This is a genomic window from Enorma phocaeensis, from assembly GCF_900186505.1.
Taxonomy (GTDB): Bacteria; Actinomycetota; Coriobacteriia; order Coriobacteriales; family Coriobacteriaceae; genus Enorma; species Enorma phocaeensis.
The window spans coordinates 25228-47389 of record NZ_LT891969.1 but is presented as its reverse complement, the minus strand read 5'-3'; the positions used below and the strand labels follow the sequence as shown (position 1 = coordinate 47389).

Genomic DNA, 22162 nt, shown 5'->3' with positions numbered 1-22162 from the left:
CTAAGCCAGGTAGCGCTTGCGCAGCTCCTCTACCTCAGCAGGGGTGATTCCAAGAGCGGCATTGATATAGCTCATAATGCCGCCGTAGCGCTCCTCGGCCGCAGCGCGAGCTGCCAGAAGCGCGCTTTCGCGAGCAGGGTAGCTGAAGCTCTGCTGATCGGTGGCGAAGATGTTGGTTGCAAGGTAGTCGGAGACGATGTCGTCCCATGCCACCCCGAGCACGGTTTCGATGAGCACGGATGCCAGGCCGCAGCGGTCGCGACCAACCGAGCAGTGCCACAGGGCAGCGCCTTCGTCGCAAGCGATAATCGTGCGCAGGAATGTGCGGTACCCGATCATGCCCGTCTCGCTCATGAGCAGGTAGCGGTACATCTGCTCGAGCCCGTCACCCGAGTCGCTGCGCATGGCGCGCTCAAACTCCCGGCGCTCGCGCATGATCTTGTCTTGGGTCTCGCGCTCCTGCGTGATGCCCTCGGCGCTTCGCGCAAGTATGTCAGCATGAACGTAGCGCGCATCCGGGAAGGCGTCCATGGGGTCGGGCACCTCGATGATCTCCTCGTTATTGCGCAGATCGACCACCGCGGCGAGATGATAGGCTTCGCGCAAGCGCGTGAGGTCGGCGTCGCTTGCGAAACCGAGCGCGCCGGAGCGCAGCAGCAGGCCGGGCTTGATGCGAGCGTTGGCATCGCCCGCAAGTCCGCCCAGGTCGCGCGTATTGGGCAGATGCCCGAAGTCGATCCAGCCATAGGTCTCGCGACCCTGAGGACCCGTCGCCGCAGGAACCTCGACGGGGATGGGTGAGCGCGCGGCGATGTCATCGATGCGGCGCGCTATGCGGTCTTGAACCTCCTCGATGCCGCCCGGAGCGGCACCGGCGATGCTTCCGTCCATCGGGTAGCGTTCAAGCGCGCTCGACATAAGTTCCGCCTCTCAGATTCGCAGGTTACTCGCAATCAGTGCACCATTGTGCCACCACAAGGCCACCCAGGCGTCAAGAACGCGTAAAGGCCCGCAGAAACCACGGACGGCGAAGCGCCCCGCAGCGCGAAGCGCGCGAGGCTGCTTTGGAAGGCCCTTGCCACAAGGCCGCAGCTTCGAGGCCGCTATCCTGAGAACTGCTGATCGAGCAGCTTGATGAGGCGCACCATGGTGCCCTGGGCGTCTGCACGCCGGAGAATCTCCACGCTATCGACAAGCAACCGCATCAAGCGAATGCCCCGACCGCGCTCCTCGGACTCTGCAGGCTCCTCATCGGGCGCGAGCTCGAATCCGCATCCGCGGTCGCATACCTCGATGACCACGCGATCCCGGTAGGCTCGCATGTTCATGACGCAACCCATGCCAGCCGCATGATCATAAGCGTTGCCGAGCGCCTCGCCGACGGCGAGCGCCGTATCAAATCGAGCCTCGCTCGACATCGGCAGGTCCTCGAGGAGCTCAACGACCCGATGCCGATAGGCCCCCAAATGCTCGATCCCCTCGTGAACCGCAACAGTCTTGCTCCAGCGAGGCAGCTCGTCCGGAGAGAGCACGGGCAGGGGCGGCTTGTCGGCAGCACTCACATGGAGGATATCGAGCATCCGGGCGATCTGCAGAAACCGAGAGACGCCTGCGGAAACGTTCACCAGCGAGAGCATCCCTCCGGCATTCATGAGCGTCCGGGCGCGCGAGAGCAGGAATGCCAAGCCGGTCGAATCGATGAACCCCACATGAGAGCAGTTGATCAGCATGCGCCGCGCCCCGCCATCGATGAGCGAGTCAACCTCGTCGCGCAAGGCGGGCACCGACGCGATATCGATGTCGCCTGGAGGAGCAAGTACGGCTATGTCGTTCCATTCACGCATACGGAAATGGTTCCCCGCCCAACGAGACCCTATACCGTCGCAGCGGCTTGCGGCGGCTCGGTATCTTGAAGTGGCTCGATAACGGCTGCAGGCGGCGCGTACACGGTGTGGAGGTCCTCGAACTGCAGCGCCACGAGAGCGATGTCGTCCTCAAGCGCCGAACCGGTAAACGAATCGAGCTCATCGAGGACGCGCTGGCAGAGGCCTTTGACAGGCATACCGGCATGCTCGAGCAGAATCGTGCGCAAGCGCTGCTCGCCAAAGAACTCGCCTTCGGGATCGCGGGCTTCGATAGCTCCGTCCGTGTACATGAAGAGAATGTCACCCGGCTCGAAGGTGAACGCGCCGCTCTCGAACGCCATGCTCTCGAAGGCGCCCACCACGCCTGATTGGATGCTCAGCAATTCCACCTCGCCTGCATGCTCGGGCGTATCGGCGGTAGGACGGGAGCGCACGACCATCGAAGGCGGATGGCCCGCCGAGCAATAGACGGCCTCGCCGCGACGAAGGTCGAGGTGGGCGACGAACATCGTCGCGAACGTCTCGACCCGCGAAAACCCCATGAGCATCGAGTTGAGCGATCGCACCATGACGACCGGCGCGGCGCCCTCCCATGCATAGGCGGAAAGCGCGGTTTTGACCAGAGCCGACATGGATGCGGCCTCGATGCCCTTGCCGGATACATCGCCCAAGATCATGACAGCGCAATCGTCTGGCATGCGCAAAAGCGTGTAGAAGTCGCCACCTACCAGCGCCTGGCGCGTAGCGGAGGAATAGAGCGAGTCCGCGATGATACCCGGCACCTCACCAAGCGAGCTCCTCATACCTACCTGCAGGGTCTGCGCGATACGTCGATCCTCGGTATGGCGGCGGGCATCATGCAGGCGCAGCTCGTACTCGTGGGCAAGCCGCACCAGATAGTCGAACTCGATATCGTCGATGGGTTCCTGCGAGCCATCGCGCAGCAGCAGGAAATAGCGTGCCGGCAGTTCCGAAGAGGGCTCCTCGGGCTCCTGAGCATCACCGGCAGGAAGAGCCGCGGCGCCCGCAGGAGCCGGGACCGCCGCTGCATCTTCGCCCAGGTCGGCAAGAACGCCCTGGCACGGCAGACCATGGGAATCGAGCCACTCCCCCATGCGCGAGAAGCGGTCGATGCGCGTGAGGCGCACCTGCTCGAGCTCGGGGCCGGAGCCAGGCTGCGGCGCAGCCGCAGCGAAGTAGTCGCGAGCCGATGCCGCTACGCGCGCAGCAGGCGCGGTGGTCGAGAAGAAGAGCTGCTCCACCGTACCGGGGAGCGCGACCTGGCTCCCGCCCTCGAAATCGACTGCGAGGATCCCCTCGGCAGACGCAGCGCCGTTGCGAACGGGCACGAGCGGGCATACGTGGCAGTCCAGCACTTGGGCGAGCTCGCGCGCGGCCTCGCCCCAAGCCCCTCCGGGCTCCGTTTCGAACATGATGTCGCGCACGCGGCTAAGAGAGCGCTGGAGCTCCGAGGTCCGACGCGACCGCGTGCTCGCGACAAGGCTCATGAGCTCGATGGAGAGGTACTCGCACACAACCTCGATGACGTTGACGTCGTACGCGCGCGGGGTGGTGGGGCGCTTCCAACCAAGCTCTATCACGCCGAGCACCTGCGTCCCGAAAAAGACCGGCACAGCGATGAGCGTCTTGTACGGGGGCATGAAATGGGTGCGCAGCGTGCGTGACTGGCGAGCATCGATATCGTAGAACGAGCCGCTCCGCGCTCCCGCCGCCTCGTCCGCGCGAATCACGGTGAGCCGGCAGGAGCGTCCCTGCCTCAGAACATAGGTGGGAATACCCACGCCGTAGGGAACGAACTCCGGCACGTAGTCGTGCTCGAGCCCGTGCGAGATGGCGCGCAGCTTGAATCCACCGTTCTCGGAAAAGTAGATCGCGGTGCCATCGGCGTCGAGCGCATCGGTGAGCTTATCGAGCACGGTTGCAAGGAGCGTGGGCAGATCATCAGCGCCCACCGTGGACATAATGACCGAGAGGGTACCCGAAAGGCGCCTGTTGGCGGCCTGAAGCTCCGAGAGGACCCGACGCATCTGGCGATCGTAGGCGTAGCGTTCCTGAAGGCTCCGCAAGGTGACGAGGATGCGCCCGCGAGGTGCCCCGCGCTTGAGCAGGCGCGAGCGGAGCCTTGCCATCGAGGTAAGCTCTGCAGCGCGCACGAGCACCGGCACGAACGAGCCGTCGGCGAGCTTGAGCATGAGCGTGCAGTCCGTGCCATCGAGCGGGAAGGGAACACGGTGTCCAGCGGCGCGCTCGAACATATCGCTATAGAGCAAATCCTTGATGTCGGTGCCGACGATGCGCTCGCGAGACTCCCCCGCCAAATCGAGCAGGCGACCGTTGACATGACAGATGGTTCCATCGCCTTCGCAAACAGCCACGGCATCGCTCGTGAGCTCGGTGAGCTTTGAGAGCTCAGAGGCGAGTTCGTCGCGCGCGTACGATTCCACGATCAGCACCTCCATCTGCTGGCGCGCAGCAAAGGAGCCGAAGCACCGACGACGCCGCGCTGCCTCGATAAGAAAAAAGCCTCCGAAGAGGCTTGGGGATTACGTGGTGTCGGAGGCGGGACTTGAACCCGCATGACCGAAAAGTGGTCACTAGCACCTCAAGCTAGCGCGTCTGCCAATTCCGCCACTCCGACAAAAGCAGCAAGGAGTATATTACCCAAATGCCATCCGTTGCGCAAGGGGGATTTTTAGAAAATCTCGCATGACGCAACCAGAGGTCGCGGAGCACCTCCCACTCCTTGGGCAACAGAGCGCGTCGCGTACCGACGAGAGTCGCTCGCAGCCTAGCGTTCCTCCAGCTCAGCATTGTTGAAATCGGTATTGCCCACAGGATCCACCGTGAGGTAGGCAACCCGGTCCGAGCCCACCTGGCACTGCGCGTGGTATACGAGCGGAATTACCGGACAGAGCTGCCCGATTTGTGCGTCGACATCCTCGATCAGCGCGAGGCGGGCGGCAGAATCCACCGTAGCGCGCGCTTCATCGAGCAACGCATCGATATCCGCACTCGAGAAACGCGCGTAATTGGGCCCGCTGAGCGCAGCCGAATGGAACCATGGGTAGAGCACGCGATCCGCGCAAGCGACCTCAGTCACGCAGTCCAAGCGAGCAAGGTCGAAGTTCCCGCTGGCGAGACGCTCATAGAAGACCTGGAGATCAACCGCCTCCAGCGTACACGTCACGCCAAGCTCCTCCATATCGGCGGCGACTGCCTCCATGACATCATCGTGACCGCCGCCCTTGACGTACATGAGGCCGACGGTAAGCGACCTGAGCCCGCCATCCATCGTCGGATAGGAGGTATCGAGCAACTCGGATGCGCGGGCGCGATCGAGCGTGGCGTAGGTCCAAGAGCCCTCCCGATAACCCGGAACCGGAGGCGGAATGATGCCGTCTGCGGGGATGCGGGTTCCACGGAACACGGTGTCTGCAAGGTAGGTGCGGTCTATGCCCAAGGAGAGGGCACGGCGAACATCGGCATTGGCGAGGGGGCCCGCCGCGTTGTTGCATACCAAGCAATACGTCGCCAGGATCGGCCCACATACGAAGCGCTGGCCGAGTGTCATGGTGCGACCGTCCTCGGAGCGCCCGTGGCTCGAAGCCGCCTCGCTCGCCTCGTTTACCGGGCAAAAGCTCACGTCGAGCTCACCGGTCTGAAAATCCTGGTACGAGGTGTCCACATCAGGCTCGAGCCTGATCACCACGCGCCCGAGATCCCCGCCCGATGAGAGGTACCCGTCGAACCGAGCAAGCGACAGCGACCCGACGTCCGAGGTCCAATCCCCCTCGAGAAAGAACGGGCCGTTGCCCACAGGCCGCGTCGCGAATGCCTCGGGATCGTCGAAGGCGAGCGCGGGAACGGGGACGAATGCGGGATGAGCGACCACCGTGGCAAAATCCGCATATGGGGCCGACAGCGTAACGACGAGCGTCTTATCATCGGGGCACGAAACGCCCGCGAGCTCGGTCGCGTTGCCCGCAGCAAGCTCGTCGTACCCTTGGACGAGGGAGAGATGGTATGCATGCGGCGATACCCCGCGTTCACGAGAAGGCTGGGAGGTCGGATCCACGATACGCTCCCAAGCGCGCTTGAAGTCTGCCGAGGTCACCGCATCTCCGTTGTGGAAAGACGCTTGATGCAGGTGAAACGTAAAGGAGAGCGCGTCCCCGGAGACCTCGAAGGAGGACGCGGCGCAACAGACGAGCTCCCCGGTCCCGTAATCGACGGCCGTCAACGGCTCATACAGCTGGCAGACGACCGTCATTCCACCGTCATCGGCAACGTCGAAGGGATCGATCGACTGCGGCCGGACGATGCCCGCAGTGAACGGCTGCTCGAGCGCGACCTCATCGCTACCTCGCTGGCCTTCGAGAGAGGTGCAACCGGGCATCGCGCCGATAGCCCCGAGCGCAAGCGCACCGCCCACAAAGGCGCGTCGACCGCACAACCGCTCACCCATGTATGCCATTTGCTCGACCTCTCCGCATCTTCGATGACGTCTGCCCGCTTCAGCTTATCAAAAAGGCCGGCGCTCCCGCACCGGCCCATCGAACCCGTATACATGACCCCGGCGTTGCCGGGAAGCTCGCCCTACAGGTAGTCGACGCCGTAGACGCCGCCCTGCGGGAAAAAGAACATGCAGAGCAGAACGCAAACCGCGAACACCACCGCCACGATCACGGTGAGACGGTCGAGGTTGCGCTCCATAACACCGGTAGCGGTGCTGGAATTGTACAGCGAGCTCGCGATCATATCGGACACGCCAGTGCCTTTACCGGAGTGCATAAGCACCAGGGCGACGAGAGCGACCGCGGAAAGCGCCCACACGACGAAGAGGATGATCTGGAAAGGACCCATGATTACAGCTCCTGCTGATGGATAGTCGGCCTAACGGTCGGTATGATACCACACCAATCGCTCTCGAGTACGCTCTATGATGAGAACTCGCCGCACTTCATAAGGGCGATATGGTGCATGCTCACCGCGAGCGGCGCGCAACCGGACGCATCGGGCATACCGGGTGCCGTCACGGGAGACGGACCGGGCATATCGGAGCCATCGAAGGCGCCAAGGGCGCTGAAAGCAGCCGGCCCACCGCACACGCACCACCCGGCGAGTGCGCGGAAATCGTCGCGACGACGCATCTGCTCAGGAGCGCTCCACGCAAACGAATCGAGCTCGCTGCAAGCTTGGGCGAACCCCTGCGGACCGTCGGCAGAGCGCATGTCGCCGCCGCAGACCGCCAGCTCGAGAGCAAGCCGCCATGCATCGGGTACGACGCGCACGGTGAGAAAGCCACCCTTGACAGCGTTGCTGCTCCAAGAGGAGGCATGGCGCAAAGCGGCCGCCTCCGATGAATCCGCCCCTTCGCAACGGGCCTGCTCGTCAAGCGCACCCGTGGCGACCGTGTCGCGCAGGGCGAATGCGGCCCGCGCCACCTTAAGCCCCTTCTCCGTAAGGCGCGGACCAGCCTGCACCGTCACACGAGCCGTAAGTACCGCAACGAGCAGCACCGCCCAGATCAGCACGGCGGGACCGTCGCGCTCGACTAAACCCGCCATCAGGGCAACGAGGCCGGCAAGCAACCAGAGCATCGTCAGACGAAACGGCCAGCGGACAAGGATAGCCGCCTGCTTGAACGACGCTTCCAGATAGCCCTCCTGCCACAAGCGGCGCGCTAACTCCGTACGGAAGGGAGCAAGGCGCTCGACGACCTCGCCCCAATGCTTATCGATCCGGGTAAGCAGGTCCGACGCACAGACCGCATGCGAACCGGGCCGTGCCCCCTCTTCGGGTAGAAGGGCCTCGACAGCCAAGCTGTCCAAGGGATCGGGCACCGGTTTCGCCTTGCAGCGCGATCCCCCATGCACGAGCCCTGCGCATTCGAGGACAAGCGACGCATACGGGGCATACGAAGAACTCCGGCGCGGCGGGCGAAATGCAGAGGCATCGAACGCCTGCGCACCACTCGGCATCCCTTCGCTCTGGCAGCTTGGTGAGGCAGCGCGCAGGCGAAGCGCACCGCGGGCGCTCAGATCCATGAGCGTTGCCAAGGCGCAGTCGAACAGCTGACGTTCCCCCCAAGCGCTTCCGTTGCCGCAGTCGGGATGACCCATGAGCGCCGCCAAAATCGCCGGATGCTGTCCACGAATCACATGCAGCGGGTTCGAGTTGACCGCGAGCTCGGGGGCACGCGACGCGCGATAGCCGAGACCGACCACGATTCGCGCAAGCACGAACGCTACCGGACCAGCCGCGATGGCAAGATATGCAAGGACCTCGGCCATGGAAGCCTCCTTTTCGCATCCCTCCCATCCTATAGCCGCTCGCGCATGCCGACGGATTCGCTTACCGAACCATTACGTGCGACGGCCCCGCCGGGCTGCTTGACAACAGGGCCAAGAGAGGTTCTCTATACGGTAGCCCGCGCAGGGCGCACGGGACGCGTAGGACCCATAGCACGAAAAACGCCCCCCGCTGGATTGGTCAGCAGGGGGCGCATGCAAGCCGTATCAGCGAATGGCAGTCGGCTTACTCCTCGGTTGCGAGCACGCGACCGGTCATCTCGGCGCTGGGCTCGATGCCGGCAAGGGAGAGCATCGTCGGTGCGATGTCCGACAGGCGCCCGTCCTCGATACCGGTGAGCTTGGCGGCCGGATCGACCACGATGAACGGCACGCGGTTGGTGGTGTGGGCGGTGAAGGGGTGCTTCTCGCCTGCCTCGTCCACGTCGTACATGTGGTCGGCGTTGCCATGGTCGGCGGTGATGAGCGCGAAACCGCCCTTGGCGAGGATCGCGGGGATCACCTTGGAGAGACCGTCGTCGACAGCCTCGACGGCCTTGACCGCCGCGTCGAAGACGCCGGTGTGGCCCACCATGTCGCAGTTAGCGTAGTTCACGATGTAGAAGTCCGCGCGGTCCTCGTTGATGGCCTCGACGAGCTTCTCGGTGACCTCGGGCTCGGACATCTCGGGCTGCAGATCGTAGGTCGCAACCTTGGGTGAGGGCACGAGTACGCGCTCCTCCCCCTCCTTGGGCTCCTCGACGCCGCCGTTCAGGAAGAACGTCACGTGCGCGTACTTCTCGGTCTCTGCAGTATGCAGCTGCTTCAAGCCGTTTTGCGCGATGACGTCAGCGAGCACGTTCTCGGGGAAGGTCTTGGGGAAGGCCACCTCGACGTTCTTGAAGGTGTCGTCGTACTCCGTCATGGTGACGAAGTGGCTGAGCTTGGGCGCGACCGCGCGCTCGAAGCCGTCGAAGTCGGGCTCGGTGAAGGCGCGGGTCATCTCGCGGGCGCGGTCGGGACGGAAGTTGAAGAACACCATCGCGTCGCCGTCGCGCACGCCCTCGTTATGGCAGGCGAAGGGCTCCACGAACTCGTCGCCGCGCTCGTCCTTCTCGTAATATGCCTTGACGCCCTCGACGGGGTCGATATCGGACTCGGAGGCCTGCGTGATCGCGTCGTAGGCGCGTTGCACGCGCTCCCAACGGTTGTCGCGGTCCATTGCCCAGTAACGGCCTGAGACCGTGGCGATGCGCGCATCGACGCCCGTGTACTTGGACAGGGCCTCGAGGTTCTCCTTGAGGGTCTCGATGTAACCGGCACCGGAATGCGGATCGACATCGCGACCGTCCATGAAGCAATGGAAGCGGATGCGCTCCACGCCGTGCATGGCAGCAAGCACCGAGAGCACCTCGCCGTGACGCTGCATGGAATGCACGCCGCCCGGCGAGACGAGGCCCAGCAGGTGCACGGTGCCGTTATGCGCCGCGACGTCCTCCATGGCCTTCGCCAAGGTGGGGTTCTCCTCGATGGAACCATCGATAATGGAGTTGTTGATGCGGCTGAGCTCCTGGAACACGATGCGGCCGGCGCCGATGTTGAGATGCCCGACCTCGGAGTTGCCCATCTGGCCCGCAGGAAGGCCCACATCCTCACCCGAAGCGCCGAGCGTGGTGTGCGGGTACTCCTCCCAAAGCTTATCCAGGTAGGGCTTATTGGCCTTGAAGACGGCGTTGTTGTCGCCCGCAGGAGCGAGGCCAAAGCCGTCCATGATGACCAGGAGCGCAGGAAGATGACGCTTGGCCATGATCTACTCGCCCGCCTTCACGACCATCGCGGAGAAGCTATCGGCCTTGAGCGAGGCACCGCCCACGAGCGCACCGTCGACGTCCTCCTTCTCAAGGAAGCCAGCGATGTTCTCGGGCTTGGCCGAGCCGCCGTAGAGCACGCGGATGCCGTTTGCGATATCCTCGCCGAAGATCTCGACGAGGGTGGCGCGGATGGCGCCGCAGACCTCCTGGGCATCGTCGGCCGTGGCGGTCTTGCCGGTGCCGATGGCCCAGATGGGCTCGTAGGCGATGACGAGCTGGTCGCCGGAGGAAATCTCGACGCCCTCAAGACCGGCCTTGATCTGCGCGGTCACGAACGCGACGTGCTCGCCGGCCTCGCGGGTCTCGAGGCTCTCGCCGCAGCAGAAGATCGGGACGATGTCGCCGGCGATGAGCGCCTTGGCCTTCTTGTTCTCGTCCTCGTCGGTCTCCTTGAAGTAGTCGCGGCGCTCGGAGTGGCCGATGATGCAGTAGTCAACGGGCACGCTCTTGAGCATATCGACCGAGGTCTCGCCGGTATAGGCGCCTGAGGCCTCCCAATAGACGTTCTGAGCGCCCAGCTTGATGGCGCTATCCTTGATACCGCCCTTGCAGGACACGGGACGCAGGTCCACGGTCGGCGGGCAGACGCACACCTCGACGCCGGCGGGAATCTCGGGCAGGGCCTCGACAAGACCCTGGGCGAGCGCGATGGCGTCGTCGATGCCATTGTTCATCTTCCAGTTGCCTGCGATGAGGCGGGTGCGCTTACTCTGCGTCATTGAGAGCCTCCACTCCGGGAAGGGCCTTGCCCTCGACAAGCTCCATGGAGGCGCCGCCACCCGTGGAGATCCAGGACATCTTGTCGGCCAGGTTGAACTTGTTCACAGCGGCCACGGAGTCGCCGCCGCCGATGATCGAGGTGCAGCCCTCGTTTGCGGCAACGGCCTCGGCGATGGCCTGGGTGCCATGCGCGAAGTTGTCGAACTCGAACACGCCCATGGGGCCGTTCCAGAACACGGTCTTGGCACCGGCGATGGCCTCTGCGTAGAGCTTCTCGGTCTCGGGACCGATGTCCATGCCCTCGCGATCATCGGGGATGGCGTCGGAGGCAACGACCTCGGGCACGGCATCCTCGCCGAAGTGATCGGCAACGCGGTTGTCGACCGGGAGCAGGATCTTCACGCCCTTGTCCTCGGCCTTCTTGAGCATCTCGGCCGCGCGCTCGACCCAGTCCTCCTCCTTGAGGGAGTTGCCCACGCTGTAGCCCTGGGCCAGGAAGAAGGTATAGGCCATACCGCCACCGATGATGAGGGTGTCGGCGGAGTCGATGAGGTGATCGAGCACGCCGATCTTGGAGGACACCTTGGAGCCGCCCACGATGGCGACGAAGGGGCGCTCCGGCTCAGCGAAGATCGAGGTCAGGGTGTCGACCTCCTTCTCAAGCAGGAAGCCTGCGACCGCCGGCAGGTACTCGGCCGGTCCCACCACGGAACCCTGGGCACGGTGGGCGGTGCCGAAGGCGTCGAGCACGAAGATGTCGCCATAGGACGCGAGGGTCTTGGCGATCTCGGGATCGTTCTTCTTCTCGCGCTTATCGAAGCGGACGTTCTCGAGGACGAGGATATCGCCCGGCTCGAGGGCGGCCACGGCCTCGGCGGCCTTCTCGCCGTAGGTGTCATCGACAAACTTGACCTCGTAACCGGTCAGCTCGGCAAGCTTGTCGGCAGCGGGCTTGAGCGAGAGCTCAGGCTCGGGACCGTCGCCCTTGGGGCGGCCGAGGTGGCTCATGAGCACGATCTTGGCATTGTGCTCCTTGAGGTACTGGATGGTGGGGATGGCTGCCTTGACGCGGGTGTCGTCGGTCACGACGCCGTCTTTCAGCGGCACGTTGAAATCGACGCGCATGAGGACGCGCTTGCCGTCGACATCGATGTCGCGGACGGTCTTCTTGGTGAAAGCCATGTTGACCTACCTTTCACATTGAGCGAACACTTCCAGGGGCGCGATTCGCGCCCCATCATGACAAGGGCGCGACCCGACGTGTTTCACGCCATAAGGCCGCGCCCTCTATCAGACGCCTATATGAGCGCTGCTTGAAGCACGGACTTACGCCACGAACTTCTCGAAGTACTTGATGGTGCGGACCATCTGGGAGGTGTAGGAGTTCTCGTTGTCGTACCAAGAGGTAACCTGAACGAGCGTCTGACCGTTGCCGAGCGGGGCGCACATGGTCTGGGTGGCGTCGAAGATCGAGCCGTGGGTCTCGCCGATGATGTCGGTGGAGACGATGTCGTCCTCGTTGTAGGCGAAAGTCTCGGAGATGGTCGCGGCGTAAGCCTTCATAGCGGCGTTGACCTCGTCCTTGGTGACTTCCTTGTCAACCACGGCATAGAGGTTGGTGAGGGAGCCGGTGGGGGTGGGGACGCGCTGGGCAGCACCGATGAGCTTGCCGTTGAGCTCGGGGAGCACGAGGCCGATGGCCTTGGCGGCACCGGTGGAGTTCGGGACGATGTTCACGGCGCAGGCGCGGCTGCGACGCTTGTTGCCCTTGCGCTGCGGGCCGTCGAGCGGCATCTGGTCGCCGGTCCAGGCATGGATGGTGGTCATGATGCCGGACACGATGGGCGCGAAATCGTTGAGACCCTTGGCCATCGGGGCGAGGCAGTTGGTGGTGCAGGACGCGGCGGAGATGATGTTGTCCTCGGCCGTGAGCTGCTCATGGTTCACGTTGTAAACGATGGTGGGCAGGTCGTTGCCGGCCGGAGCGGAGATGACGACCTTCTTGGCGCCGGCGTTGATATGCGCCTGGGCCTTCTCCTTGGAGGTGTAGAAGCCGGTGCACTCGAGCACGACGTCGACGCCGAGCTCGCCCCACGGGAGGTTGTTGGCGTCGGCCTCCTTGTAGATGGTGATCTCCTTGCCGTCGACGGTAATGGAGTTCTCACCGGCGGTGACCTCGTGATCGCGGCTGTAGTTGCCCTGCGTGGAGTCGTACTTCAGCAGGTACGCGAGCATGTCCGGGGAGGTGAGGTCGTTGATGGCGACGATCTCGGAACCCTCATGGCCGAACATCTGACGGAACGCGAGACGACCGATGCGTCCGAAGCCATTAATCGCAACCTTTACTGCCATGTGTGTCTCCTTTCGTTGGACCCCGGCGGTCCTTCCCCACCATTCGGGTCCACAAACTAACCACTCGTCAAATATACCTTTTTTTCGATGGCACATTCGCGTCAATGCGCTTTTTTTGACGATTACCTGACCTCTGAAACGTTTTAAAGTTGCAGATCATCCTATATTGAAACGCTTTAATGGATTACAGCGAAGCGAATGCGCCGGATGAGCCGGCCAACGCTTTCCCACCTCACTCGGCAAGCAGCTTCTCCAAGCGGAGCACCCGGTGGTAGAGGGCCGATTTCGATAGCGGCGGGTCGCACATGGCCCCCAAGTCGCGCAACGATAGATCGGGATACGCCTCACGCAGGTCGCAGAATTCGGAGAGCGCCTGAGGCAGCGTGCCGCGCAGGCCGCGCGCTTCCAGCTCCGCGATGAGCTCGAGCTGGTGCTGGGCGGCGCCAGCACTGCGTGTCTGGTTGGCAAGCTCGGCGTTTACCTTGCGGTTCACATCGTTTTTCACCGACTTCATGGCGCGCGCATCCTCGAGGATCCGCACGCTGCGCTCAGCCCCCACCGCATGAAGGAGCGTCCGCACGTCCTCGGCGCTCTTCACATAGACCGCATAGGCACCGCGCCGGCGGTTAACCCGCGCGTTGACGCCGATCTCGCGCACGAGCCGCGCCAGATCGCGGGCCAACCGCTCGCCAGACACCGCGACCTCGAGGTGGAAGTCCCCGCGGGGGTCGGCAACGAAACCTCCGGCGATGAGCGCGCCGCGAATGAACGACAGGCGGCAGCACGGGCGCGCAACCACGTGGCGGGGAACACCTTGTACCAGGCCACCCTGCCGGTCGAGCACTCCCAGCAACACGAGCGCCTTATCGAGCCCCGGCTGGTCGGGGAGGGCGATGAGATAGTTACGCACCTTGTGCAGCACCGATCGACGCACCGTGAATTCGGTCCTCAGCTTGAGCATCTTGTGCGCCAGGTTGATCATCGTGCGCGCAACGGCGCCGGTCTCGGTCGCTACCGTGAGGCGATAACGGCCGGGGCCCGCGATGGAAAGCGTCCCGCATACCCGCACGAGCGCGGCGAGCGTCGCGAGATCGCAGTACTCGCAAGCAGGCTCGCAGCGAGAGAGCTCATCGCGGACCTCGGCGGTGTACGACATGTGTGAGAATCCCCTTTCGGAAACGCGGCGCGCGTCAAGATGCTCTTCAGTGATAACGGGAACCGGGAACGCCCGGGCAGTTCCCCGCTAGTGGGCCTCTCCCGTTGCGGTCATGTTTGCCCGAGGCAGGTCCCGATGGGAGATGCTCACATGGTACTGCCGGCGTTCAAGATAGCGCCCGGTAGCCTCGGCGATAGCGACGCTGCGGTGCTGTCCTCCCGTGCACCCGACGGCGATGGAGAGCTTTGGCTTGCCCTCGGCGATGTAGCCAGGCATCACCGAATCGAGCAATTGGTACCAAGCCCGCAGGAACGATTGGGTATTGGGATGATCGAGCACGAAACGCGAGACCTTCTCGTCCAACCCGGTGAGCTTGCGCATCTCGGGATCGTAGAACGGATTGGGCAAAAAGCGCACGTCGATCATGATGTCCGCCTCCACGGGCATGCCGTGCTTGAAGCCAAATGAGAACACCTGGACTTCCATGAGCTGCTCATCGGAGAGCTCGGAGAATGCCCGGCGCAACTTGGTGCGCAAGGCGCTCGTGCGCAAGCGACTCGTGTCGATGATCATATCGGCGTGCTCGCGCACGTCAGCGAGCTGCGCGCGCTCGCGCTGAATCGCGTCCGCGGTGGTATCCCCGGGCTTGGCGAGCGGGTGGCGCCGGCGATTCTCGCTGTAGCGGCGAATAAGCACCTCATCGGAAGCCTCTAGAAACACCACCTTGCAGCTCATCTCGTGATCGCGCAGGGTTTGGATGGTATCGAGCAGCTCGTCGAAGAGACCCTGGCTGCGAAGGTCGCATGTCACCGCTAGATGACGCCCCACCCCCGTGTTGATGCCCACCAGCTGCGCGAGCTGCAGTACGAGGCTCGGCGGGAGGTTGTCGATGCAGAAATAGCCCATGTCCTCAAAGACATGCATGGCCTGCGTGCGCCCCGATCCGCTCAAACCGGTGATGATCACGATATCGGGCACGCGGTCGGCGATTTCCGCCGCCGTGATCGCCTGAGGGTTGATCTCTGCCATGCCTAACCTCCTCACGTGGGCACCCATGGAGCCCCAATCAGGCTCAAGTATACCCCGGAGGTTCCTTAACGAGCGTCCTCGGAGCCTTCTTCGCGGACCCGTTCCTCATCCCAAGCGCGCAGCGTGTCGAACACCGCCTGGGCGACCGCGCGCGAGACGCCTTTCACGGCAGCGATCTCGTCCACGCTCGCCGCGCGCAGGCGCTTCATGGAACCAAAGTGCCGCATGATCGCTTTCTTGCGCGTGGGGCCTACGCCCTCCACCTCGTCGAGCACGGAGACCGTCATCGCCTTGTCGCGCAGCTCCCGGTGGAAGGTGATGGCGAAACGGTGCGCCTCGTCGCGCACCTGCTTGATAAGGTACAGCGAGGCGGAGCCGTTGGGGAGCACCACAGGCGTGTCGTCCCAAGGAACGAACACCTCCTCGTCCGCCTTGGCGAGTCCGCACACCGGAATGTCGAGCCCGAGCTCCTCGAGCTGAGTCATGGCAGCGGTGAGCTGAGGCTTACCGCCGTCGACAACGAGCAGGTCCGGACGTGCGCCAAAGCGCTCATCCGCCATGCGCTCCGGCGCGTAGCGGCGACCGAGCACCTCCTGCATGGAGAGGAAGTCGTTCGCCTCACCGGTGATGCTCCGCACGCGGAAGCGCCGGTACTGGGCCTTATCCGCACGACCATTGGTGAACACGACCATCGACGCCACGGTGAAGGCGCCATGGATCGTCGAGATGTCGAAGCACTCGATGCGCAGCGGCGGCGCGGGCAGCGCGAGCGCGCTCTCCAGCTCCAAGAGCGCACGGTTCGTGCGGTCGTCGGCATAACCCGTGCGCATCATGTAGCGCATGAGCGCGTGGCGGGCGTTGCGCTCGCAGGTATCGAGCAGATGCCGCTTCTCGCCGCGCTGCGGACGATGCAGCCGGCACACGTGACCGCGCTTCTCGGTAAGCCACTCGCCGAGCAGCGCAGCATCATCGAGGTCGATTGCCACGTCGACCTCGGCAGGGATATCGGAGGTCTCATCGTAGTAGCGCTTGATGAAACCCGACACCAGCTCGTCCTCACCTACATCGAGTCCCTTGTCCAGGATAAACTCGCAGCTTCGGACGGTTCTTCCCTCGCGCACCGCGAAAACGCAAGCGCCCGCGATGGTCTCCTCGCGGTAGAAGCCGACCAGGTCGATATCGATCCGGGAGGGAAACACCACCTGCTGGCGGTCATCGAGGCCCGAGATGACCTCGAGCCGCCGCTTGATGCGGCCCGCGCGCTCGAAATCGAGTTCGGCTGCAGCATCGGCCATCTCGCTTTTGAGCTCGTCGACCACCTCTCCACGGCGACCGGCGAGAAAGCGCTCGACGCGGCGAACGTTGCGCGCGTACTCCTCAGGCGCGACGGCCCCCACGCACGCACCGGGCCCGCGCCCCACGTGATAGTCGAAGCACGGACGCCCATGCTGCGCGCAGATGAGGCCGATGATATCCTCGTCCTCGGCATGGGCCTTGATGAGACGCCGCGTGCGCTTCCATTCGGCACAGGTGGCGCTGCAGATGGGAATCACCTTGCGCAGGGTATCGATTGTCTCGCGCGCCGCACGACTGTCCGTGTAAGGTCCAAAGTACCGTGTGCCCGGCCTGTGCTTCTCGCGCGTGTACTTGATCGCGGGAAAGGTATCGCCGCGCGTGATGGCGATGAATGGATAGCTCTTATCGTCCTTGAAGTCTACGTTGAAATAAGGCCTGTACTGGCCGATGAGCTCGCGTTCTAGAACGAGGGCCTCGTGCTCGGTATCGACCACGATATAGTCGAAGCTCTGCACGAGCTGCATCATGAGCGGAATCTTGGCTCGATCATCGGTGAGCTGAACATACTGGCGCATGCGCGCGCGGAGATTCTTAGCCTTGCCCACGTAGATGACCGCTCCCTCGGCATCCTTCCAGAGATAGCACCCAGGCTGGGTGGGCACATGGGCGACCTGCTCGGCAAGCGTGGGCGCGACGCGATCGGAGGGCTCGATGCCCGCGCTCGTCGTACCCGGCTCGATGCGCTCGTCCATCAGCTACCTCTTGAAACGCCGGACGATGGACGAGATCATCGACGCCTCGGGCAATTTGAGCGCCACGGCGGGCACGAACGTGACCACCAACGAGACAAGTCCCGCAACCACCACGTAGAGGAAGGTCACAAGCGTGCCCGCGGTCGCGATGACCCCGCCTTCCCCGTAGCTCACCAGCGGTCGGACAAAGGTCTCGAGCAGCCAGAGGACCGCTCCGCCGGCAGCGGCACCTGCAGCGCCGAGCACAAGGCCCGTCAAAGCGCCGTGGAGGATGGTCCTGAGCTGGAGACCGTACAAACGGCGGCGCATCCACACCATAGCGCCAGCGTTTGCGACGACGTAGAACGCCGCCGTGGAAAGCGCGATGAACGGCATTCCGCCACCCAGGCCCACACCGAGGGTAAGCGACCATACGACCTGCGTGAGCGCGCCGAGCGTCATGAACACGGCGTAGGGCCTCATGTCCATGAGGGCCGAGCAGCCCTTCTGCATAAGCATGCACACGCCATAGAGCGGCAGCGCCACGGCAAGATAGCGCAGGTACGTCGAGACAAGTTCCACGCCCTCGACATCGAACTTGCCCGAGCAGTAGATCATGTTGAGCGGAAAGCTGAACACGATGAGATAGAGCGCGAACGGGATGAGGAAGAACAGCTGGTGGCCGATGCCGCGCGAGATCCCGGCTCGCACGGCGTCGTCGTCGCCGCGAGCAGCATCACGGGCAAGCTCGGTGTAAAGCGCGGTGTTGATCGAGACGGAGAGCAGTGCATAGGGCAGCGTGTACCACAGGCGCGCGTATGCGATGACCGAAGCCCCCGTGCCGGGCTGGACCGCCAACGCCGAGGAGTTCTGGACCGAAGCGGTGACGAACGTGCACAGCGTTGCCACCAGCGTGGGCACGCCCAGCGACACGGTTTTGCGCAGAAGCGGGTCATGCAGGTCGACATGGAGACGAGGATGCACGCCGTGCCGGCCGAGCGCAGGAATCTGGCAGGCCATCTGCACGAGCACGCCTCCGGTGGTGCCGAACGCGACCACCGTGATGGCAAGCCCCTCGTTCACGCCCTCGAGCCAGGGGAAGACGGCAAAGCTCGCGATGACCACGACGTTGTTCAGAATGGGCGCGAAATTGCTCCAGAAGTAATCGCGATGCGCGTTGAGTACGCCCGAGAACACCGAACCCAAACCGTAGAACAGCACTTGGACAGCGAAGATGCGGAAGAAGTAGACCGCCGTGTCCATCTCGGATCCGTCACTCATGAACGACTGCGTCCAGATGAGCCCGGGCGCGAAGATGATCGCGAGCACAGACACGCCGCCGAGCACGATGAGCAGAACCGAGAGAAGGTTGCCCACATAGTCATCTGCCGCCTCACGCCCGCCGTTGCGACGAGCTTCGAGGTAGACCGGCAAGAACGCCGTCACGAGCATGCCACCCATCACCAGCTCGTAGAGCATGTTGGGGAGATTGTTCGCGATGTTGTAGGACGAGGCGAGGTACGAGACGCCGAAGGCGATGCCCATGACCCATGTGCGCACAAAGCCCGTCAGACGCGAGACGATGATGAGCCCCGTCATGAGCCCCGCGGAACGACCGACGCTCTCGTAATCACCGGAACCGGAAAAGTCCTCGTCGTCGTTTGATTCGACAGGGGAAACGCCGCCGAGAACGCCGGTTTCGCCGACATCCTCGGAAGATGCGGAAGCGATGACGCCCGTCGAATCAGCATCATGCCCAAGGGGCGCGGCGGGACCTTCGACATGCTCCGCACCAGGCACGCGGACATGTTCGGCGTAAGCGGCAGACGCAGCGCGGGAGCGCTCGGCGGCTGCAAGGAACACAGCGGTCTCGTCCGGGCGCGAAGCACGAGGCGTCAATTCGGGGGCGGCGTGCGCACCGCGGACCGCCGGATGCGTTGCGCCACGCCCCTCCGCGGAACCCGCGGAGCGCTCCTTCGCCGCGCGCTCGGCAGCAGCGAGGAAAACCGCCGTCTCATCCGGGCGCGGCAGATGCGTGGCCTCCCGAGACGACGGGGCGAAATGCCGCCCGTGCGGACGTGAGTCGTCAGCCATGCGTCATCTCCCCTCCTGCCGCGGGCGAGACGCCTCTGCGTCCGCAGCCTCTTGGACGCGAGCATCGCGCCCGCGCACCCGCCATTGCCTTCAGTCGACCGATGCCTGCTTGCCGCCGGTATCCCACACGTAGCGCTTGAACTTGGAGATCTGATGGTAGTACGCCATAGCAGACCAGAACCGTTGAGTCAGCGTGTCGGGCTTGTAGAAGAGCGGGAACACCGCCAGCCCATCGCGGTACATGCCGAGCACCTGCTCGCGCAAGGCGGGATCCTCCACGGTGCGCTTTACCACGTACGGCGGCACGCAAGCAAACAGAAACGGCTTCAGCGCATCAAAGCGTTCCTGCGTGCGACCGAGGACGTAGTCGTTCACGATGAGCCGCACAAAGTTCGCGCCGGCAAGGTTCACGTAGTAGGTGTTTCTGCCCGGACGGGTGTTCACCTCGAAGAATTTGAACTTCCCGTCGCGCGGATCGAGCTTGACGTCGAAGTTGGCGAACCCACGGTAGCCGACGTGCTTGAGGAGCCGAATCGCATCCTCGATGGCCTCGTCGACGCGGTCGGACATGATGCACACGGGGTTGCCGATGGCTGCCGGGTGATGGTCCTGCAAAACAACGCGGCCGGAGCACGTCATGGCCGGCGTGCCGTCGGCATTCATGTAGATCGTAATCGTGCGCAGCCCGTCGTCGGCGCCCGGGATGAACTCCTGGACGATCAGCTCGCGGTCATAGCAGGAGCCTTTCAGCGCCTCAAAGATCCGCGTGAGCTCCGCCGCGTCCTCGACCTCGAAGATCTTCTTCTTGCCGGGAAATTTGGCATAGTGATAGCGCGCGGAATTCGAGGGCTTTGCGATCAGCGGATAGGTGAACTGCTCGGCATCGATCCTCGCGTCGGGATCAGCGCAATCGAACTTCCATGTTCGCGGGTAGGGTATACCGAGTTCCTCGCATAGATCGTAGAAGCGCTCCTTCTGCGTGATCTCATCGAGCAGCTCGAAATCGATGTAGGGAACGTAGTACCAGCGCTCGAGCTCCGCTTTGTGGGAGGAGAGGATGCGGGCGTACCAATCACCGCTGCCCACGACGAGCCCGCACTTCCCGGAAGACTCGATCTCGGCCCCGATGCGAGCAAGCTCTGCTACGAGCTCGTCCTCGTCATCGATTCCCTCGATGATGCGATAGTCGCAAAAGCGGCTTGAAGACGTCATCTTGATGTCTGAGGATGAGAGCACGATCGACCTGAGCCCGTAGGTCTCGTGAAACCCCCGCACAAAGCTATAGCCCAGAATGTCCGCGCCCAAAATCACCGGCACGAGGCGCTCTCGCACCTCTGCTTCATCGTGCAATGCACGCATCTATCGACCAGCCCTTCACCAGTTCCAAAAACGCGGCGGGCTCAACGCCCGCCGCCCGCGATCCATGTTCTAGATCGGGCTTCCGCCACCGCGGAAGTTCCTATTGTAGTCAACCCGCGATGTCATGACGCCGCGACCGTAGCCGTTTGCATGAACGATGCGCCCGCCGCCTATGTAGATGGCAACATGCGAGATGTTCGGTCGCCCGTAGAAAACGAGGTCGCCCGGCTCAAGATCGCTCATGCTCGTCTTGAGGTTACCCGCAGCGACGACCGTGTTGAATTGGCGCCCGGACTGATGGATGATCGAAATGCCCGCCTGCGCGTATGCGTAGGTGGTGAGCCCCGAGCAATCGAGCAGCACGCCCGGCTGATAGGCACCGAGCGCGTAGTCGACGCCGATCTGCGACATCCCTGCGTTCACGATGGTCTGGCGCTGGGCAGCGGTGAGGCTGCCCGATCCACCACCGCTCGGCACTTCGACCGTCTCGTTGCCGGAAGATGAGCCCTGCTGCCCCTGTTGTTGTTGCTGCTGCTCTTCCTCCTGCTGCTGACGTTCGAGCTCCTCCTGCGCCTGGCGCGCGGCCTCCTCGGCACGGCGGCGCTCCTCCTCGGCGGCAGCCTGACGCTCCGCCTCGAGGGCAGCCTGCAGCTCGTCGGAAAGGCCGTTGAGATACGAGTTGGCCTCCGCCGTCGCGGCCTCCATCTCCTCTTGACTCTGGGTCTGCTCGTCGAGCAGGGTGGTGAGCTCCGCCTCGCGATCGGTCAGCTCGGTTTGCTGCGCTTCCAGCTCGGCTTGCAAGTCGCGCACGCTTGAGATCTGGTTGCTTTCAGCATCTGCGACGCGTCCAGCGTAGTACAGCTGCGAGGTGAGGTCGTTGAAGGAGTCGCTTGACAGCAGGATGGTCACAAGCGAGATACCGCCGGTCTTGTAGGAATCGGCGACATGGTCCGCGAGCTCGCTCTGGGCAGCCGCAAGCTCCTCTTGGTTGGCAGCGATCTCGTCTTCAAGTTCAGCGATACGGGCCTGGGTCTCCTCAAGCTCGAGCGCCGTCGCGTCAACTTGTGCCTGAGCCTCCTCAAGCTGATGGGTGAGCGAGTCCAGGCGCTCCTGCGCCTCTTCGACCTGCGCCTGCAGGTCATCGGTTTCTGTTGCGAATGCGGGAACGGGGACGATAAACGCACTGCCGAGCCCTAAGGTCACGGCAAGCGTCGCAGCTACGCAGCGCCGCGCCGCACCCGCGAGAAAGGCATTGGTGTGTATGAGCTTCATCTAGATCCTTCCGCAACGGTATGCCTAGGATATGCCAACCATCATACCAGCCATCGGCGCTCGGCCTAAACACTCCACACCTTGGCCATGCACCGCAGCAGCGGTC

The 22162-nt window shown here is 63.6% G+C and carries 16 protein-coding genes and 1 tRNA gene; all 17 read right to left on the bottom strand.

Translation table 11 applies throughout. The features are described from left to right. The gene (locus tag C1717_RS03165; protein ID WP_102371808.1) at window positions 1-918 is read right to left on the bottom strand and encodes a tyrosine-protein phosphatase; all 918 of its coding nucleotides are present in this window, start codon (window positions 916-918) and stop codon (window positions 1-3) included. A 185-nt stretch (window positions 919-1103) separates the two neighbouring features. Further along, window positions 1104-1844 (bottom strand): anti-sigma factor antagonist, encoded by a 741-nt coding sequence (locus C1717_RS03160; RefSeq protein ID WP_102371807.1) that lies wholly within the window; start codon window positions 1842-1844, stop codon window positions 1104-1106. A 29-nt stretch (window positions 1845-1873) separates the two neighbouring features. After that, window positions 1874-4330 carry a GAF domain-containing SpoIIE family protein phosphatase gene (locus tag C1717_RS03155; RefSeq protein ID WP_102372287.1) on the bottom strand — a complete coding sequence of 819 codons (2457 nt, stop codon included), beginning with the start codon at window positions 4328-4330 and terminating at the stop codon, window positions 1874-1876. A gap of 104 nt (window positions 4331-4434) precedes the next feature. Next, window positions 4435-4524 (bottom strand) — tRNA-Leu (locus tag C1717_RS03150). A 150-nt stretch (window positions 4525-4674) separates the two neighbouring features. Then, window positions 4675-6360 carry a peptide ABC transporter substrate-binding protein gene (locus C1717_RS03145; protein WP_245859399.1) on the bottom strand — a complete coding sequence of 562 codons (1686 nt, stop codon included), beginning with the start codon at window positions 6358-6360 and terminating at the stop codon, window positions 4675-4677. Between the two features lie 122 nt (window positions 6361-6482). After that, on the bottom strand, window positions 6483-6749 hold the full coding sequence (secG, locus tag C1717_RS03140) for a preprotein translocase subunit SecG (protein ID WP_102371806.1): 267 nt from the start codon (window positions 6747-6749) through the stop codon (window positions 6483-6485). 74 nt (window positions 6750-6823) lie between these two features. Further along, window positions 6824-8179 (bottom strand): hypothetical protein, encoded by a 1356-nt coding sequence (locus C1717_RS03135; protein ID WP_102371805.1) that lies wholly within the window; start codon window positions 8177-8179, stop codon window positions 6824-6826. Window positions 8180-8423: 244 nt separating this feature from the next. After that, entirely contained in the window at window positions 8424-9983 is a 1560-nt protein-coding gene (gene gpmI / locus C1717_RS03130) for a 2,3-bisphosphoglycerate-independent phosphoglycerate mutase (protein WP_102371804.1), read from the bottom strand. A gap of 3 nt (window positions 9984-9986) precedes the next feature. Continuing rightward, the gene (tpiA, locus tag C1717_RS03125) at window positions 9987-10766 is read right to left on the bottom strand and encodes a triose-phosphate isomerase (protein WP_102371803.1); all 780 of its coding nucleotides are present in this window, start codon (window positions 10764-10766) and stop codon (window positions 9987-9989) included. Beyond that, window positions 10753-11949 carry a phosphoglycerate kinase gene (locus C1717_RS03120; protein WP_102371802.1) on the bottom strand — a complete coding sequence of 399 codons (1197 nt, stop codon included), beginning with the start codon at window positions 11947-11949 and terminating at the stop codon, window positions 10753-10755. Before C1717_RS03120 ends, tpiA begins: the two co-directional genes overlap by 14 nt. A gap of 144 nt (window positions 11950-12093) precedes the next feature. After that, window positions 12094-13119, bottom strand: coding sequence for a type I glyceraldehyde-3-phosphate dehydrogenase (gap, locus tag C1717_RS03115; RefSeq protein WP_019128634.1), 1026 nt, complete (start codon window positions 13117-13119; stop codon window positions 12094-12096). Window positions 13120-13351: 232 nt separating this feature from the next. After that, complete coding sequence (gene whiA / locus C1717_RS03110; RefSeq protein WP_102371801.1) at window positions 13352-14275, bottom strand: DNA-binding protein WhiA; 924 nt, start codon at window positions 14273-14275, stop codon at window positions 13352-13354. Window positions 14276-14362: 87 nt separating this feature from the next. Further along, window positions 14363-15304, bottom strand: a complete 942-nt coding sequence (gene rapZ / locus C1717_RS03105; RefSeq protein ID WP_102371800.1) for an RNase adapter RapZ — start codon at window positions 15302-15304, stop codon at window positions 14363-14365. A gap of 65 nt (window positions 15305-15369) precedes the next feature. After that, entirely contained in the window at window positions 15370-17352 is a 1983-nt protein-coding gene (gene uvrC, locus C1717_RS03100) for an excinuclease ABC subunit UvrC (protein ID WP_245859397.1), read from the bottom strand. A 3-nt stretch (window positions 17353-17355) separates the two neighbouring features. Beyond that, window positions 17356-19425 (bottom strand): murein biosynthesis integral membrane protein MurJ, encoded by a 2070-nt coding sequence (gene murJ / locus C1717_RS03095; protein ID WP_245859393.1) that lies wholly within the window; start codon window positions 19423-19425, stop codon window positions 17356-17358. Window positions 19426-19515: 90 nt separating this feature from the next. Beyond that, window positions 19516-20784, bottom strand: a complete 1269-nt coding sequence (locus C1717_RS03090) for a carboxylate--amine ligase (protein WP_102371799.1) — start codon at window positions 20782-20784, stop codon at window positions 19516-19518. Window positions 20785-20853: 69 nt separating this feature from the next. After that, on the bottom strand, window positions 20854-22056 hold the full coding sequence (locus C1717_RS03085) for a coiled-coil domain-containing protein (RefSeq protein ID WP_102371798.1): 1203 nt from the start codon (window positions 22054-22056) through the stop codon (window positions 20854-20856). Window positions 22057-22162: the final 106 nt, after the last annotated feature.

Excerpts from the sequence above, each read along its gene's own strand:
- C1717_RS03165 (WP_102371808.1), bottom strand. The coding sequence starts at position 918 with ATGTCGAGCGCGCTTGAACGCTACCCGATGGACGGAAGCATCGCCGGT.
- C1717_RS03160 (WP_102371807.1), bottom strand. The coding sequence starts at position 1,844 with ATGCGTGAATGGAACGACATAGCCGTACTTGCTCCTCCAGGCGACATC.
- C1717_RS03145 (WP_245859399.1), bottom strand. The coding sequence starts at position 6,360 with ATGGCATACATGGGTGAGCGGTTGTGCGGTCGACGCGCCTTTGTGGGC.
- secG (WP_102371806.1), bottom strand. The coding sequence starts at position 6,749 with ATGGGTCCTTTCCAGATCATCCTCTTCGTCGTGTGGGCGCTTTCCGCG.
- C1717_RS03135 (WP_102371805.1), bottom strand. The coding sequence starts at position 8,179 with ATGGCCGAGGTCCTTGCATATCTTGCCATCGCGGCTGGTCCGGTAGCG.
- gpmI (WP_102371804.1), bottom strand. The coding sequence starts at position 9,983 with ATGGCCAAGCGTCATCTTCCTGCGCTCCTGGTCATCATGGACGGCTTT.
- tpiA (WP_102371803.1), bottom strand. The coding sequence starts at position 10,766 with ATGACGCAGAGTAAGCGCACCCGCCTCATCGCAGGCAACTGGAAGATG.
- C1717_RS03120 (WP_102371802.1), bottom strand. The coding sequence starts at position 11,949 with ATGGCTTTCACCAAGAAGACCGTCCGCGACATCGATGTCGACGGCAAG.
- gap (WP_019128634.1), bottom strand. The coding sequence starts at position 13,119 with ATGGCAGTAAAGGTTGCGATTAATGGCTTCGGACGCATCGGTCGTCTC.
- whiA (WP_102371801.1), bottom strand. The coding sequence starts at position 14,275 with ATGTCGTACACCGCCGAGGTCCGCGATGAGCTCTCTCGCTGCGAGCCT.
- rapZ (WP_102371800.1), bottom strand. The coding sequence starts at position 15,304 with ATGGCAGAGATCAACCCTCAGGCGATCACGGCGGCGGAAATCGCCGAC.
- uvrC (WP_245859397.1), bottom strand. The coding sequence starts at position 17,352 with ATGGACGAGCGCATCGAGCCGGGTACGACGAGCGCGGGCATCGAGCCC.
- murJ (WP_245859393.1), bottom strand. The coding sequence starts at position 19,425 with ATGGCTGACGACTCACGTCCGCACGGGCGGCATTTCGCCCCGTCGTCT.
- C1717_RS03090 (WP_102371799.1), bottom strand. The coding sequence starts at position 20,784 with ATGCGTGCATTGCACGATGAAGCAGAGGTGCGAGAGCGCCTCGTGCCG.
- C1717_RS03085 (WP_102371798.1), bottom strand. The coding sequence starts at position 22,056 with ATGAAGCTCATACACACCAATGCCTTTCTCGCGGGTGCGGCGCGGCGC.